The sequence below is a fragment of the Caulobacter hibisci genome (genome assembly GCF_016135805.1).
GTDB lineage: Bacteria > Pseudomonadota > Alphaproteobacteria > Caulobacterales > Caulobacteraceae > Caulobacter > Caulobacter hibisci.
In genome coordinates, this window is sequence record NZ_JADWOX010000001.1 from 424638 (window position 1) to 440011 (window position 15374).

Sequence of the window (15374 nt, forward strand, 5' to 3'; positions counted from 1 at the left end):
TTCGCCGGGCCGCGCCCCGCCGCCGTCCGCGTCAGGGCCAAAAAATAGGGCCGCCCCGGTTTCCCGGAGCGGCCCGTCACGCCGAAACGTGAGTCTGCCTAGTGGTTAGTATTAGTACTTGTACGAGGCGCCGACGAAGAAGCGGCGGCCCGAATAGTTGCTGTTGATCAGGCGGGTGTCGCCGGCCCAGCTGGATTCGTCTTCCTTGGTGAGGTTCTTGCCTTCGACGAACAGCGACAGGCCCTGCGGGCCCGGACGCCAGGTGAACTTGCCGTCGAGATAGCCCGTGGCGTCCTTGAACACCGGCTGGCCGAGGGTGTCGGAGGCGGTGAGCAGGTAGCCCGAGCGGTAGTTGTAGGCGAGGCGGGCGCTGATCGGGCCCTTCTCGTACCACAGGGTGGCGTTGTAGCTGCTCTTGGACAGGCCCGGATAGGGCAGGGCCGAGCCGTCGACGCCGCTGAAGACGCCCACGTCAGAGGCCTTCTGGTAGGTGTAGTTGACGTCGGCGCCGAGGCCCGACAGCAGGCCCGGCAGCCAGGTGAAGGCGGTCTTGGCCGTCAGCTCGACGCCCGAGATCTTGGCGCCGTCGCCGTTCACGTAGGTGTTGTAGAAGTACAGGGTGCCGTCGCCGAACACGTCCTGCTGGCCCAGGTTCGAGCGCGAGGACAGGTAGAACGAGCGGATGTCCTTGTAGAAGAAGCCGGCCGACAGCTGGGTGTCGCTGTCGGGGTACCATTCGAACGACAGGTCGTACTGGTTGGCGCGGTAGGGCTTCAGCGCCGGGTTGCCGGCGTCGCAGCTGTCGGGACCGTCGTCGGAGGTGCCGTCGTTGGTGTAGTTGATGGTGCAGGTCATGCTGGGCATCAGGTAGTTGACCAGCGGGCGGGCCATCAGCTGGGCGAAGCCGAAGCGCGCGCTCAGACGGTTGTCGATCAGCCAGCCCTGGATGTTGAAGCTGGGCAGATAGACCGTGTAGTCCTTGGTCATCGACGTCAGGGTGTTGGCCACCACGGCGGTCGAGGCCACGCCGTTGACCAGGCGGGTCTCGCGGCGGGTGTACTGGCCGGCGGCCGTCGTCTGGGTGTGGACGCGGCGGACGCCGAAGTTGCCGATGATCTCGCGGCCCAGCAGCGGGAAGCCGTAGTCCAGACGGATGTACTGGGCGTCGCTCTTCTCGGTGACGTTGTACGGGATCTGGTTGTACGTCTTACCGTCGTTGCCGGTGGTCGTGTACAGGTTGTCCAGGTTGAAGTGCGACGTATCCAGGTACTGGGAGATCGCGTTGAACGACGGATACTTCCACGAGTTCGGCAGGCCGCCGCCGCCGTAGTAGAAGCTGTCGGGCAGGTCGACCATGGCCTGGGCGAACAGGGCGTTCGAGAAGGCGCGCGACCAGGTCTCGGTCGAGTTCCAGTAGGTGGTCTGGTAGGCGTTGCCCAGGATCGCGGCGGTCTGGTCGGCGGCCTGGGTGTTGACCACGGTGGCGGTCGAGTTGACCGAGTTGGCGTAGATCACAGTGTCGTCGAGGTTGCTGGCCAGGTTGGCGCCGCCGCTGACGATGAAGCCGCCGTAGCCGTAGCCGCCCGTCTCGGCGTTCGAATAGCGGCCGCCGAACTTGACGCTCTTCAGGAAGGGCAGGTCGGCGCGGTATTCGAGGTCGATCTTGTACTGGTCCTCGGTGTTCTTGGAGTCCGACGGACGGTACTGGATCTGCCACTGGTTGACGGCGGCGGCGTCGGCCGGGCTGAAGCCCTGGGCGAAGGTGAAGACCGGAACCGAGTCATTGTTCGGATCGACGGTGACCTTCAGGCCCGGGGTGTTGAACGACACCGAGGCGTTGTTGGTCAGGTTCAGGGTCTTGGTCTTGCCGCGGGCGCCGACGAAATCGATCTTCCAGCGCTCGTTCTGGAAGTTGGCGCCGAAGGTGATGTAGTCGGAATCGTTGGTCTGCTTGAAGTCGCGCGACGAGATGCTGAAGGCGTTGTTGCCGCCGCGGTTGGCCGTCGTCAGGCAGTCGCCGACGACGTATTCGGTGACGTTGTGGTTGGCGTCGACCTTAACGCCCGGGACGTTCTGGGCCGTGGCCGCGGTGACGCGGGCGCAGCTGTTGGCCGAACGGTTCAACGGATCGAGGACGGTCAGGCCCGTGCCGTAGTTGATGTCGTTTAGGACCTGTTCGCGCTTGTTCTTCTGATAGGTGACGAAGGCGCTCAGATTGTCGCTGAACTTGTACTGGGCCGTGAACTCGGCCGAGGTGCGGGTGTCGTCGCGGGTCCAGACGCGGTAGCGCGGCACGCGCGGGCTGTAGTCGTACCACTGGCTTTCGCAGGCGGTGCGGGTCTGGGCGGTGGTCAGCAGCGCGGCGTCGGGCGTGACGGCGGTGGCGCAGCCGGCCTCGGTCTGAATGCCGGCGATGTAGTCGCTGACGGCGCGGCCGTAGGTCTGGCTGTAGTAGTCGAGGGTCTTTTCGGCCGAGTTGTCGAAGTCGCCGAGCAGGGCCCAGGCGTTGTTGTCGACGAAGTCGCCGCGCGTCAGGACGCGGTCGTAGTTGACGTTGCCCATCAGGCCCAGGCGGCCGTCGAACAGCTGGGTGGCGCCGAACACGCTGGTGCGCGGCTTCCAGCCGGGCAGGGTGTCGAGGTTCTGGGCCGAGGCGGTGAACGACAGGGTCGGCTTCTTGAAGTCCAGCGGCTTGCGGGTGGTCACCGAGACCGTGCCGCCGACGCCGCCTTCGGTCATGTCGGCGGTGAAGCCTTTGAAGACGTCGATCGACTTGACCATTTCCGACGGCAGTTCGCGGAAGTCGTTCGAACGACCGCCGCCGCCGTAGACCGACAGGTTGCTGGCGGTCGACAGGGCGCTGACGCCGTTGATCTCGACGCGGTTGAGGTCGGGCTCGACGCCGCGGATGGAGACGCTGTTGCCTTCGCCGAAGTCGCGGGCCAGCTGCACGCCGGTGACGCGGCCCAGCGCCTCGCCGACGTTCTTGTCGGGGAAGGCGCCGATGTCTTCGGCGACGATCGAGTCGGAGACGGTGCCGGCGCGCTTCTTGCGGCTCATGGCCGACTGCAGGCTGGCGCGGGTGCCGACGACGACGATCTCCTCGACGGCGTTCTCGACGTTCGCGTCGGCCGCGGCCTGGGCGGGCTCGGGCGCGGGGGCGGTCTGGGCGAAGGCGGCGCCGCCGCCGACCATCAGCAGGATGGCGGCCATCCCGGTGGTGCGCATGAGCCCGGCTTCGCGCCGGATCTTGCTGTTGACCATCATTAGTATTCCTCCAAGTGCGGGGACGTCGCCGCCCTGTCTTTTCGGGCCGTGCGGCGCCTCAAGGCGCGGCCGACCGTTCTGGTGAAATGGAAGCCGAGGCGGTGGCGCGTCCGATGAAGACCGGCAGTCGAATCGGGGAGCGGGGGCCAGGACCGTGGCGATGCGCGGGATCGAGAACGGGACGTCGCCGTCCGCGGCGCGAGGCGCTCGAGGGGCGAAATCCTGATGGCGAGCACGGGGTAGGGGCTGGCCTAACGACCCCAGGCGGCTGTTCGCCGCAGGGCCGGTGTCTCGATCGTCTGGCGAGCGTGCGCGTCAGCGGGAGCGCGGCGTCGCTTCATTGAGGCGGTCTGTCGCCCTTCGCGGACCTTTGGTCTCTGCTACGAGGCGGATCCATCCATTTCCAAGCTGACGCAAAGAGTCAATGTCGTGGCGACATTTTTGCGCGGCGGCGGGGGCTAGCTGCAATCATGTGACAATTAAAGCACCATGTTCCCATATGGTGGAATGAGCATGCAACAATCGGGATTAGTGCTTGATTTTGGCGCTTACCCTGCCCATCGTGTCGACATTCGGCGCGTCCGCGCGCCCGGCCGACGACAAGATCGGATCGAGAGGAGACGACAGGAGATGGCCACGCGCCCCTTCCGCCCCTCCACTCGCCCGCCCCTGATCGCCGGCTGTTCGGGGTAGGCAGCAGGGAGGGACAAGATTTCCACCGGTCGGATCGACGGCGCATCCAAGGGACTCGTTCACGGTTCCGCGCAGTGACGACACCGGTGTCTTTGAGCGGTCTTTAACTACAGCGATATGGGCGGCGTTACTCGGCGATGTGTTTTTGTGCCGTGGGTCAACGCCATCCGACGGGCGCGTTTCGCAAGGGGTTGCGGGCACGTCCGGGACTTGGTCTCCGCTCCGCAGGGAGCGGGACAATTTATCTACTGGGGGGACTCGCCGAGGCGTGAAGAGCGCTTGGCGGGTCTCGACTTTCGGCCTCGAAGGGCCGCGGCGCGCCCTGTGGGCCGCCTCGCGCGTGGGACGCGCGACCTCAGATTTCCTGAACATCGACCTGACCATCGACAGGCCTGAACGAAAGAAACCCCGGAACATGTCCGGGGCTCCCGATCCGTTCGTCGGCCGGCGCTCATGCGCGACCGAAAGACGGCATTTGTCCGCTAAAGCGCTGGGGTCAGTTCAGACCTTCGATCTTCACGGAGCTTTCCAGCGCATTCGCGATCGACAAATGAGACACTGGGTCACCTCCTTTCGGCTGCGCGTCACACCCTGACGCAGGACTAAGGTTGGGTGCGCGGCGGGTCTTGGCAAGAGGGGCGATGCGACGTCGGCGTCGCGGCCTTGGAGCGGGGGAGCGGCCCCGGGTCGCGCAAAGGGGGGACGATGCGCGACCCGGAGCCGCAGCTCCTGGACCGGCTAGAGGGCGCGCCAGGCCAGGAGGATCGCGGTCCAGAGACCGATGTTGAGCGTCAGCGCCGCCAGGGGTGCACCGTTCACGCGCACGGCCGTGGTCTGGGCACGCGGGCGCTCAGTCTGGGCGGAGAGGGCGGGAGCGATGATGCGGGCCACGGCGACGATTCCTTCCAAAAAAGGGCGCCGACTGCGTGCGCCTCTGTCCTAGTAAAGATAGGAAGTCGCCAGATAGTTTCATATGCGACAAAACGGTCGTAGGGCCCTGGGGCCGTGCGCGAATTGTCGCAGGGAGTTTCGCCATGCCCGCCTGGGATCCGGACGTCTATTCGCGCTACCGCGCCTATCGTGATCGGCCGGCCCTGGACCTGATGCTGAAGATCCCCCGCGACCTGGATCCGCGCGAGATCTGGGACCTGGGCTGTGGGACCGGCGAGCACGCGGCCCTGCTGGCCGCGCGGCATCCCGAAGCGGCGGTCCACGGCCTGGATTCCAGCCCCGAGATGCTGGCGCGGGCCAAGGGGCAGGGGGCGGACGTCGACTGGGTTCTGGGCGACATCGGGCCGTGGTCGCCGGAGGTTCCGCCCGACCTGATCTTCACCAACGCCGCCCTGCAGTGGCTGGACGGGCACGCGGCGCTGTTCCCGCGCCTGCTGGAGAGCCTGGCGCCCGGCGGGGTGCTGGCCTGCCAGATCCCGCAGGTCGAGGACGCCGGCTGGCGGCGCAGCCTGCGCGAGGTGGCCGCCGACGGGCCGTGGGCGGCGCGGCTGGCCGATCTGGACGGCGTGCGCCCGGGCCACGACCCGCGCGCCTATCACGACTGGCTCTCGCCTTTGGCTTCCGACCTGGACGTCTGGACGACCACCTATGTCCACGCCCTGGAGGGCGAGGACCCGATCATCGACTGGACCTCGGGCACGAGCCTGCGGCCGTATCTGGAGCGGCTGGAGGACGGCGAGAAGGGGACGTTCCTGGCGGCTTGGCGCGAGCGGCTGGCGGTGGATTACCCCTGGCGCGCGGACGGAATCACGCTGCCCGTTCACGCGGTTGTTCGTGGTGGCGCGGCGGTAGGGGTATTTGATCCCTCTCTCTGAGAGAGAGGGAGGGGCCCGCGCCGCAAGGCGTGGGAGGGTGAGAGGTTACACTCTGTCCGACTTCGCCCCCTCTTCGTCATCCCGGAAAGCCCGCAGTGCTTATCCGGGACCCAGGGGACTGGATGCGGGAGAAGCGGCGCCGCCCAAGCCTTGGCCGACGCCCGGCGGCGGCCCCTGGGTCCCGGCTCTACCGCCCGCTTTCGCGGGCGTTCGGCCGGGATGACGAGGAAAGCAAAAGGGAATCGAGGTTTGCAGGTTTAGGGTGAAACCTCTCACCCTCCCACCGCTCCGCGGCGGGCCCCTCCCTCTCTCTTAGGGAGAGCGACTGTCTGGATCGTCAAGCGGCGAGCAGTAGGGCTCGAGCGTCTCTGGCCTTGGCGTTGAGACGTACGAGGAGCTTGCGGGCGACGGCGATCCTGACGCTCATCCTGGGCTTGCCGGCCTGGATGAGGCGCTGGTGGAAGGCGGCCAGGTCCGGATCATGCCGGGCCACGACGCCGGCGACGACGACCAGGATCGAGCGCACCTGGGCGCGGCCGCCGCGGACGGATCTCCTGCCCTGGCGCTTTCCGCTGTCGCTGGCGATCGGGGCCAGGCCCGCGAGCTTGGCGACGGCCTTGTTGGACACCGTGCCGATCTCGGGCATCTCGGCCATCAGCCGGGCCACGGTGCGGCCGGCCACGCCCTTGATCTCGCGGAAGGCCGCATCCAGCGCGCGCCATAGCGGGTCCTGGCTCAGCAACTCGGCGATCTGGACTTCCAGCGCCCGCGACTGCCGGGCGATCAGCGCCAGCATCTCGTCGATGATCGCCAGGACCGTCGGCTCCAGGACCAGGCGACGTTGGTTGGCCTGGGCCACCTTCAGCTCGGTGAGCTGGCGCAGCCGCGTCACTAGCGCCCGCAGTCGTTGCTGGGCCGGGCCTTCGGGGGCCTGGGCGGTCAGCCCCTTGGCCCGGGCGTAGTCGGCGATGATCCCCGCGTCGATGCGGTCGGTCTTCTCCAGCACGCCCATCGCCTCGGCGAAGCGCCGCACCGACCGGGCGTTGGCGATCGCGCAGGGCACGCCCGCTTCCCACAGCAGCCCGAACGGCAGCTTCTCGTAGCCGCCGGTCGCCTCCATCACCACCAGCGCCACGCCGTGCTCGACGCAGAACCGGCCCAACGCCGCGATCCCTTCCGGATCACGCCGCACCCTCGCCTCCAGGGTCGTCCCGCCGATCCGGCAGTCCAGCGTCTCCGACGAGACGTCCACTCCACAGATGATGTTCGCCACGGTAACCTGCCTTGTGCATGCGATCGAAGATCAAGCGACTGTTCGGTCGTGCGTGACTGCGGCGGCGGTCCCTTAGCTCTCTCGCGGTTGAGGCCAGAGGGAAGACGGGCGACGCGCGCCGCGTGAAGGGACCGGTGGCCGCCGGTCCCTTCACAGCACCAAGCCATCACGCAATGGCGCTGCGATCCAGATACAAGGGAGGGGCCCGCGCCGCAGGCGTGGGAGGGTGAGAGGTTACACTCTGTCCGAATGACGCGCGATCAGGCGGGCGTTCGCCAGTTGTCGCGGGACTTCACGCGCAGCTGAAGGGATAGAGGTTTGCCGGTTGGCGGTGAAACCTCTCACCCTCCCACCGCTCCGCGGCGGGCCCCTCCCTCTCTCAAAGAGAGAGGGAAAACAGACCTCACCCCATCTCCGCCAGGCTCTTCCTCCGCCGCAGCTCGGCTACGGGGATCTCCAGGCTGTCGAGCACCATGGCGGCCGCCTCGAAGCCCGCCGCCACGGCGGGTTCGAAGGCGCGCCAGTCGCGGATGTCGACGCCTTCGAGCTTGGGGGTGATCAGGACGTCGCTGGCTTCGCGGCTGGCGGCGAGGTCGCGGCCGGTGGAGACGGTGGCGGCGCGCATCAGCAGGGCGACGATCGGCGGGCCCTTGCGCCATTCGCCGGAGACCAGCCAGGTCCATAGCGACGGCGGGCGGTCGATGTCGGCGGCGGTGATGGAGCGGCCGCGGGTGACGTCGACGCCGATGATCGGGCCCAGCTGGAAGGCGCGCATGACGTCGGCCGGGAAGTTCTTCATCACCGCCCCGTCGACCAGCACCTGGTCGCCGTCGGCCACCGGCGGCAGCACGCCCGGCAGCGAGATCGAGGCCCGCAGCGCCCGGTGCAGCGGCCCCGAGCGGTGCAGGTGATAGGCCCCCGAGGTCAGGTTCGACGAGACGCAGAAGAACGGCAGCCACAGGTCGGCGATGTCGATGTCGCCGAAATGCTCGTGCAGCCGCGCCTTGACCTTGTCGCCCCGGGTCATGGCCACCAGCGGGAAGGCGATGTCGTCGAGCGGGCTGGTCTCGACGAAGGCCTTGCGGATGCGGGCCTCCATCTCGCCGTCGTCCCAGCCCATGGCCAGGCCCGCCGCGACGATGGCGCCCATCGAGGCGCCGCCGACGAAGTCGATGGGGATGCCGCGCTCGCGCAGGGCCTGGATGGCGCCGATATGGGCGTAGGCCCGCGCGCCGCCGCCCGACAGGACCAGGCCCACGGACTGGCCGGTGAGCACCCGGGCCAGGCGCTCGACGTCGGCCAGGCGGTTTTCGCGCAGGTGGAACAGGCGGGCCGCGTCGGTGGCCTCCAGCCAGGCCTGCGAGCCCTGCGGCCGCTCGGCGGCGGGCGGCTGGAGCAGGATCAGGTCGATCAGCCGCTGGGCCTGGAGCGGCCGCGAGGCGTAGGCCGGCGGCTCGGGCGGCGGGGCCTGGTCGCCGCGGCCGACGCGGAACAGGCGGTCGACCTGGCGGCCGACCACGTGCTTCCAGGCGGTCTCGTGGGCCTCGGCGACATAGAGCACGAAGTCGTGGGAGCGCTCGACACGGCTGAACCATTCGGTGGGGGCCAGCAGGCTCTCGCCGCCCTCGACGGTGACGGCGTAGCCCAGGGCGGCGATGCAGCGGCCGATGCGCTCGACGACGGGGCGGATGGCGTGGCAGTCGCCGGCGGCGATGAAGCCGTAGACCGAAGGATCGCCGATCGAGGCGTGGGCGCCGGCCTGGCGGGCGCGGCGGATCATCAGCCGCGACAGCTCGATCATCACGGCGGGGTCTTCCTCGACCGCCTCGAAGAAGGCGGCACGGGGCAGGGCCAGGATTTCCGAATCGCGCAGGGCGACCATGTGGGCCGAGTGCGGGGCGCCAGCGATCATCGCCATCTCGCCGGCCGGCTCGCCCGGGCGGATCACGCCGAGGAACTGCGGCTCCTGGCCCTCCTCGCGCCGGAACGCCCCCAGGCGCCCGGTGCGCAGGAAGTAGAGGTGGTCGGAGGCCTCGCCGGGCGCATAGAGTAGGGAGCCGCCCGGCAACGAGAACCAGGCGGCGTCGCCCTCGCGCCGCTCGCGCGAGAACAACCGGGCCAGGGCCGTATCGGCCATGAAGTCTGGAAGGGTGACCACGGACGGGACGCTAAACCGATGCGGTGACCTTGGCTATCGAGGTCGAATATCGCCGCTTTCGGTGTGAAATGGAAAAGGCTATGCCTCGCCTATGCCGAAGCTGAACACGCTTATTGACAAGAACAGCGCTTCGTTCGCGAAAAACGCTGCGCACAACACGGCCCTGGCGGAGGAACTGCGCGAAAGGGTCGCGAGCGCGGCCCTGGGCGGCCCCGAGGGCGCCCGCGAACGCCATGTGGCGCGCGGCAAGCTGCTGCCGCGCGAGCGGGTGGAGCGGCTGCTCGACCCCGGCTCGCCGTTCCTGGAGATCGGCCAGCTGACCGCCTTCGACCTCTACAAGGGCGAGGCGCCGGGCGCGGGGATCATCGCGGGAATCGGCCGGGTGTCGGGCCGCGAGGTGATGATCGTGGCCAACGACGCCACGGTGAAGGGCGGCGCCTATTTCCCGATGACGGTGAAGAAGCATCTGCGCGCCCAGGAGATCGCCGAGCAGAACCGCCTGCCGTGCGTCTACCTCGTCGACAGCGGCGGGGCCAACCTGCCCCACCAGGCCGAGGTGTTTCCCGACCGCGACCACTTCGGCCGCATCTTCTTCAACCAGGCCCGGATGAGCGCCAAGGGCATCGCCCAGATCGCCTGCGTCATGGGCTCGTGCACGGCCGGCGGGGCCTATGTGCCGGCGATGAGCGACGAGACGGTGATCGTGCGCGAGCAGGGCACCATCTTCCTGGCCGGCCCGCCGCTGGTGAAGGCCGCCACCGGCGAGGTGATCAGCGCCGAAGAGCTGGGCGGGGCCGACACTCACGGACGCCGTTCCGGTGTGGTCGACCACGTGGCCGACGACGACGAGCACGCGCTGGAGATCGTTCGCTCGATCGTCTCCAACCTCAACGCCGAGAAGCGTCACGAGGCGGTGGTCACCGACGCCGAGCCGCCGCTCTACGACCCGCAGGAGATCTACGGCGTCGTGCCGACCGACGTGCGCGCCCCCTACGAGGTGCGCGAGATCATCGCCCGCATCGTCGACGGCTCGGTGTTCGACGAGTTCAAGGCGTTGTACGGCACGACCCTGGTCTGCGGCTTCGCCCGGATCTGGGGCCAGCCGGTGGCGATCCTGGCCAATAACGGCGTGCTGTTTTCCGAGAGCGCGCTGAAGGGCGCGCACTTCATCGAGCTGGCCTGCAAGCGGAAGATCCCGCTGGTGTTCCTGCAGAACATCTCGGGCTTCATGGTCGGCGGCAAGTACGAGGCCGGCGGCATCGCCAAGGACGGGGCCAAGCTGGTGACGGCGGTGGCGAGCGCGGAGGTGCCGAAGTTCACGGTGCTGATCGGCGGCAGCTTCGGGGCCGGCAACTACGGCATGTGCGGCCGGGCCTATTCACCCCGGTTCCTGTTCACCTGGCCCAATTCGCGGATCTCGGTGATGGGCGGGGAGCAGGCCGCCAGCGTGCTGGCCACGGTGCATCGTGATGCGGCCACCTGGACCGACGAGGAAGCCGAGGCCTTCAAGGCCCCGATCCGCCAGCGCTACGAGGACGAGGGCAATCCGTACCACGCCACCTCGCGGCTGTGGGACGACGGGATCATTGATCCGGCGCAAACCCGCGACGTGCTGGGCCTGGCCATATCGGCCTCGCTCAACGCGCCGATTCCCGAGACCACCTTCGGCGTCTTCAGGATGTGACGGTTCAAGCGGAACCTCGGCTTTGGGCGTACCATTAGACTTCCCATTAGAAGGAGCGTGCTCATGACCAACCCCATCGCCGACCCGATCGTCGAGGTGCCGGACACCGACGCCATGAGCCCGCTGGTCCATATCGACTCGACGCCCGAGGGGGCGGTGACGGTGTGGATCAATCGGCCGGAAAAGAAGAACGCCTTCGATTCGGCGACCATCGCCGCTCTTGCTCAAGCGTTCGAGACCCTGCACGGGGCCGAGGGCGTGCGGGTGGTGTTCCTGCGCGGCGTGGGCGGGACCTTCTGCGCCGGCGCCGACCTGGAATGGATGGCGGCGGCCGCCGACTGGAGCGAGGACGACAACCGGACCGACGCGCTGGAGCTGGCGCATATGCTGAAGGCGCTGCACGACGTGCCAGCCCTTACCGTGGCCCTGGTCGAGGGCGCGGCCTTCGGCGGCGGGGCGGGGCTGGTGGCGGCCTGCGACCACGCCCTGGCCACGGCCGACGCCAAGTTCGCCTTCTCGGAAGTGAAGCTGGGCCTGACCCCGGCGACCATCAGCCCCTATGTGATCGCCGCCCTGGGGCCGCGCACCTCCAAGCTGCTGTTCGCCACCGGCCGGGTGTTCGACGCCGACGCGGCCTGGAGCTACGGCCTGGTCGACGAGGTGTTCGACGATGTCGAGGGCCTGGTCGCCGCGCAGGACGCCCTGATCGAGGAGGTGACCCCCTGCGCCCCCGGCGCGATCGGCGACGCCAAGGCCCTGGTCAACGACTTCGCCTTCGAGAAGATCGACCGCGGCCTGATCGACGACAGCGCCCGCCGCATCGCCCGCCGGCGCGTGTCGGACGAGGGCCAGGAGGGCTTGAGGGCGTTCCTGGCCAAGCGGAAACCGAGCTGGATCGCTGAGAGCCAATAGCCGAGGCGTCAGCGGGTTCTGTCGCGAGCCTCAATGGCGAGCGACAGGATCAAGCCCGCGACCATGCCGGTCAGCATCCACAGCGAGCTGGTCACCAGCCAGGAGCCGACAAGGGCGTCGAAGCCCTTGATGATCCAGAACAGGGCGAACATGCCATAGTAGCGCATCTTCGCGATATCCTCGCCCAGGATGGCGACCGGCAGCCGGTGGGCGATGGCCAGGGCGAGGATCCCGGCGACGCAGAGCGGAGCCCAGGTCGGCGGCGTCTCGCCGGCCATACGCCACGCGGTTACGCCAAGGGCGATCGCCGCGGCCAACATGGCAAGCGCGCCGACGACGCGTCCGATCTTGCCGATCTCTGTGTGCCAGACTTGGCTCGACAGCGCGCCGCCGCGCAGGTCGACGGCCGCCGCCGCGGCCAGGGCGACGATCACCGGCTGGGTGACGACGTCGATGTCGAACAGCGGCAGAGTCAACGCCCAGGCGAAAGGCACCACCTGCGCCAATAGCCGATGGTGAAGGGGCGCCGGGGGTAAAAGCGGAGCGGCGGTGATGAAGGTCCAGGCCAGGATGGGCGCGGCGAGGCCGGCCACGATCCCCGCGCTCGCCAGCGTATCGGGCAGCAGGGCCGAGGCCAGCAGCAACGCCAGGCTGAGCGGCCACCAGCCGGTCCGCTCCAGAATGCCGGCGCGCCAGGCGCGGTGGTCTTCCCAGGCGGTCTTCAGGCGCAGATAGCCATGGAGATAGGCCATCAGGCCGGCGAGAACCAAGGTCGGCGCGGCCAGGGCGCTGGCGATGACGCCAGGCAGTCCCTTGTCCAGAAAAACCCCGAATACCGGTCCGAGCAGGGCCGCCGAGCCGATGGCCGCGACCATTCCCGCCGAAAGGCGCGGCCGGGCGTAGCGTTCGCGCCATAGGGTCAGGGTCCGGGCGTCGAAATCGGCCGCCAGCGCGCCATCGCCGTCGCCGATCCGGCCAAGCATGTCCTTCATGGCGCGGTCGAAGCCGGGATCGAAGCGCCACAGCAGCGGCGGCTTGGCCGACGGCGGGCCTTGCAGCAGCTCGACCACCTTGCGGGTGTAGTCGTCGAACTTCAGCATCCGGGCGCGGCTTTCCACGAAGTCGTGGCGGGCGACCAGGGCCTCGACGGTCGGGCCGGGCTCGAAGCGCAGGTCGTTGCGTCGCCAGCGGAAGGCGTCGATCGCCGGGGCCAGCAGCGGGTCGGCGCGGGGCAGGCCGTGCAGCAGCAGGTCGGCGATCCGCGCCTCGACGGCGGCGGCGACCGCGATCTCGTCCAGGGCCTCGGCGTTCAGCACCGCGTGGAAGGCGGCCTCGAGCGCGCTGACGGGCGGTCGCTCGGCGGCGCGCAGCAGGCTTTCGAGGCGGTCGAACCGGGCCCGCAGTTCCTCGGCCTCGGGCGTGGCGGCGTCGCACAGGGCGGTTGGGGGCAGGGCGGTTTGAGGCGCGAAGGTCTCGGCCTGGGCGATGCGGCCGGTCCGCAGCAGGGTCTGCAGCGAGGTGGAATCGAGGACCAGGCTCGGAGCGCCGCCGGCCTCCGCGCCGCTTTCGTCTGCGTCTTCGCCTTCGTCGTCCCACATCCAGTCGTGCCGGATACGCTCGAGCGCCTCGTCATGAGCCTCGCGCAGCCGCATGAAACCCTCGGCGTTGTCCTCGGGATTGGTGGCGCGCAGCTTGCGGGCGTAGGCGCGGCGGATCTGGTCGCGATCGCGGGTCGGCGCCAGGCCCAGGACGTCCCAGATGTCGTCGCTCACAGGAAGCTCTCGCCTTCGAGGGCGTCCAGCGCGGTCAGCAGCTGCTGGCGGGCGATCTCGATCTGGCGGGGATCCTGGCCCTCGAGCACGCCCTCGAACTGCGACAGCAGGGCGCCGACATGCTCGCGGGTCTCGCCCAGGAACAGCTCGTAGCAGCGCTGGGCGCGGGCGATGGCGGCGCGGTTGGCGTCGGTGTCACGCGGATGGACCTTCAGCGCGGCCAGGGCGGCGCGGCGCTGTTCCAGGTCGGACGAGCGCTGGTCGTCCTCGTCGACGATCACCAGCTGGCGGCGCTCGTTGGTCTGGGGCACCAGGACGTCGATCTCGATCAGGCCGTTGACGTCGTAGCTGAAGCGGCACTCGACGGCGACCTCGCCGGCCTTGCCGGGTGGCACGGGGATCTCGACCTCGCCCAGGCGGACGTTGTCGGCCACCATGCGGGCCTCGCCCTGGTAGATGCCGAAGATCACCTTGCGCTGGTTGTTCTGCAGGGTGCCGAAGATCTTGGCGCGGCTGGCCGGGACGACGGTGTTGCGCTCGATCACCGGCGAGAAGATGCCGGTGCGCATCGAGCCCATCGGGCCCGGTTCGGCCACGTCGACGCCCAGGGAATAGGGGCAGACGTCGGTCATCACCACGTCCTTGAGCGCGGCGTCGCGGCTCTTGAGGCCCGCCTGGATCGCCGCGCCGGCGACCACGGCCTCGTCGGGGTGGACCGCCGTGGACGGAAAGCGGCCGAACATCCGGGTGACGGTGCGGCGCACCAGCGGCATGCGGGTGGCGCCGCCGACCAGGATGATCTCCTTCAGGTCGTTGGGGCCCAGGCCGCCGTCGCGCAGGGCGCGGCTGACCGGCTCCTTCAGCTTGGCCAGCAGCGGCGCGGCCGCGGCCTCGAAGTCTTCCGTCGTGATCTCGATCGTGTGGGTGCGGTCCTTCCAGGTGACGGCCATCTCGGCGCGCTCGGCCTGGGTGAGGGCGCGGCGGGCCTTTTCGGCGGCGGCCTCCAGGCGGGTGGTCAGGGCCTCGTTCATCGCGTCGGCCCCCAGGGCCTCGCGGTGGGCCGCGCGCAGGCGGTCGACCAGCAGCCGGTTGAAGTCCTCGCCGCCCAGGCGGTTGTCGCCGGTCGAGGCGCGCACCTCGATGACGCCCTCGAAGATCTCCAGCACCGAGACGTCGAAGGTGCCGCCGCCCAGGTCGAACACCAGGAAGCGGGTCTCGTCGGCCAGTTCGTGGATGCCGTAGGCCAGGGCCGCGGCGGTGGGCTCGTTGAGCAGGCGCTCGACCTTCAGGCCGGCCAGTTCGCCCGCCCGGCGGGTGGCCTTGCGCTGCTTGTCGTTGAAATAGGCCGGCACGGTGATGACGGCCTCGGTCACCGGCTCGCCCAGATAGGCCTCGGCGTCGGCCTTGAGGCGCGCCAGGACCAGGGCCGACAGTTCTTCAGGCTGGTAGGACTGCCTGCCCAGCTGGGTGGCGCGGGTCGTGCCCATGTAGCGCTTGAAGGTGGTGGCGGTCAGCTGCGGGTGGGTCGAGCGGCGCTCGCGCGCGGCCAGGCCGACCAGCAGGGCGCCGTCGTCGTCGAGGCCCACGGCCGACGGCGTCAGAACCGCCCCCAGGCTGTTGGGGATGAGCTCCACCTTGCCGTCCCGCCAGACGCCGGCGGCGCTGTTGGTGGTTCCCAGATCGATGCCGATGATCACGCCACGCCCCCGTCACGCCCAATGTACGCAAACTCAAGCTTGGGTTTAGCGTTGTCGGCGGCGGGAACTCAAGGGCGGAGGAGCGCCCGGGG

General features: G+C 69.0%; 9 protein-coding genes. 3 read left to right on the plus strand and 6 right to left on the minus strand.

What is annotated here, in order from left to right; translation table 11 throughout:
* Positions 1-111: 111 nt before the first annotated feature.
* Both I4Q42_RS02115 and I4Q42_RS02120 read right to left on the minus strand, forming a co-directional pair.
* Complete coding sequence (locus I4Q42_RS02115) at positions 112-3267, minus strand: TonB-dependent receptor (RefSeq protein ID WP_232792775.1); 3156 nt, start codon at positions 3265-3267, stop codon at positions 112-114.
* Positions 3268-4698: 1431 nt separating this feature from the next.
* Complete coding sequence (locus I4Q42_RS02120) at positions 4699-4851, minus strand: hypothetical protein (protein WP_198574410.1); 153 nt, start codon at positions 4849-4851, stop codon at positions 4699-4701.
* 143 nt (positions 4852-4994) lie between these two features.
* Here I4Q42_RS02120 and I4Q42_RS02125 point away from each other — a divergent pair, with 143 nt between their 5' ends.
* Positions 4995-5786 (plus strand): methyltransferase domain-containing protein, encoded by a 792-nt coding sequence (locus I4Q42_RS02125; RefSeq protein WP_232792776.1) that lies wholly within the window; start codon positions 4995-4997, stop codon positions 5784-5786.
* A 337-nt stretch (positions 5787-6123) separates the two neighbouring features.
* Here the strand turns inward: I4Q42_RS02125 and I4Q42_RS02130 are convergent, their stop codons facing one another.
* Both I4Q42_RS02130 and I4Q42_RS02135 read right to left on the minus strand, forming a co-directional pair.
* On the minus strand, positions 6124-7059 hold the full coding sequence (locus tag I4Q42_RS02130; RefSeq protein ID WP_198574411.1) for an IS110 family RNA-guided transposase: 936 nt from the start codon (positions 7057-7059) through the stop codon (positions 6124-6126).
* A 403-nt stretch (positions 7060-7462) separates the two neighbouring features.
* Positions 7463-9196 carry a patatin-like phospholipase family protein gene (locus I4Q42_RS02135; RefSeq protein WP_198574625.1) on the minus strand — a complete coding sequence of 578 codons (1734 nt, stop codon included), beginning with the start codon at positions 9194-9196 and terminating at the stop codon, positions 7463-7465.
* A gap of 112 nt (positions 9197-9308) precedes the next feature.
* On the opposite strand from I4Q42_RS02135, the gene I4Q42_RS02140 reads away from it, so the two are divergent.
* Together I4Q42_RS02140 and I4Q42_RS02145 are read left to right on the plus strand one after the other, a co-directional pair.
* Positions 9309-10901, plus strand: coding sequence for a carboxyl transferase domain-containing protein (locus tag I4Q42_RS02140; protein ID WP_198574412.1), 1593 nt, complete (start codon positions 9309-9311; stop codon positions 10899-10901).
* A 63-nt stretch (positions 10902-10964) separates the two neighbouring features.
* The gene (locus I4Q42_RS02145; RefSeq protein ID WP_198574413.1) at positions 10965-11813 is read left to right on the plus strand and encodes an enoyl-CoA hydratase-related protein; all 849 of its coding nucleotides are present in this window, start codon (positions 10965-10967) and stop codon (positions 11811-11813) included.
* 8 nt (positions 11814-11821) lie between these two features.
* Here I4Q42_RS02145 and I4Q42_RS02150 read toward each other — a convergent pair whose 3' ends face one another.
* Both I4Q42_RS02150 and I4Q42_RS02155 read right to left on the minus strand, forming a co-directional pair.
* Entirely contained in the window at positions 11822-13585 is a 1764-nt protein-coding gene (locus I4Q42_RS02150) for a J domain-containing protein (protein ID WP_198574414.1), read from the minus strand.
* The gene (locus tag I4Q42_RS02155) at positions 13582-15282 is read right to left on the minus strand and encodes an Hsp70 family protein (protein WP_198574415.1); all 1701 of its coding nucleotides are present in this window, start codon (positions 15280-15282) and stop codon (positions 13582-13584) included. The genes I4Q42_RS02150 and I4Q42_RS02155 overlap by 4 nt, the downstream gene beginning before the upstream one ends.
* Between the last annotated feature and the right edge of the window lie 92 nt (positions 15283-15374).

Bases quoted from the DNA above. Each gene is read 5' to 3' on its own strand.
- I4Q42_RS02125 (WP_232792776.1), top strand. From the start codon at position 4,995: ATGCCCGCCTGGGATCCGGACGTCTATTCGCGCTACCGCGCCTATCGT.
- I4Q42_RS02145 (WP_198574413.1), top strand. From the start codon at position 10,965: ATGACCAACCCCATCGCCGACCCGATCGTCGAGGTGCCGGACACCGAC.
- I4Q42_RS02135 (WP_198574625.1), bottom strand. From the start codon at position 9,196: ATGGCCGATACGGCCCTGGCCCGGTTGTTCTCGCGCGAGCGGCGCGAG.
- I4Q42_RS02115 (WP_232792775.1), bottom strand. From the start codon at position 3,267: ATGATGGTCAACAGCAAGATCCGGCGCGAAGCCGGGCTCATGCGCACC.
- I4Q42_RS02140 (WP_198574412.1), top strand. From the start codon at position 9,309: ATGCCGAAGCTGAACACGCTTATTGACAAGAACAGCGCTTCGTTCGCG.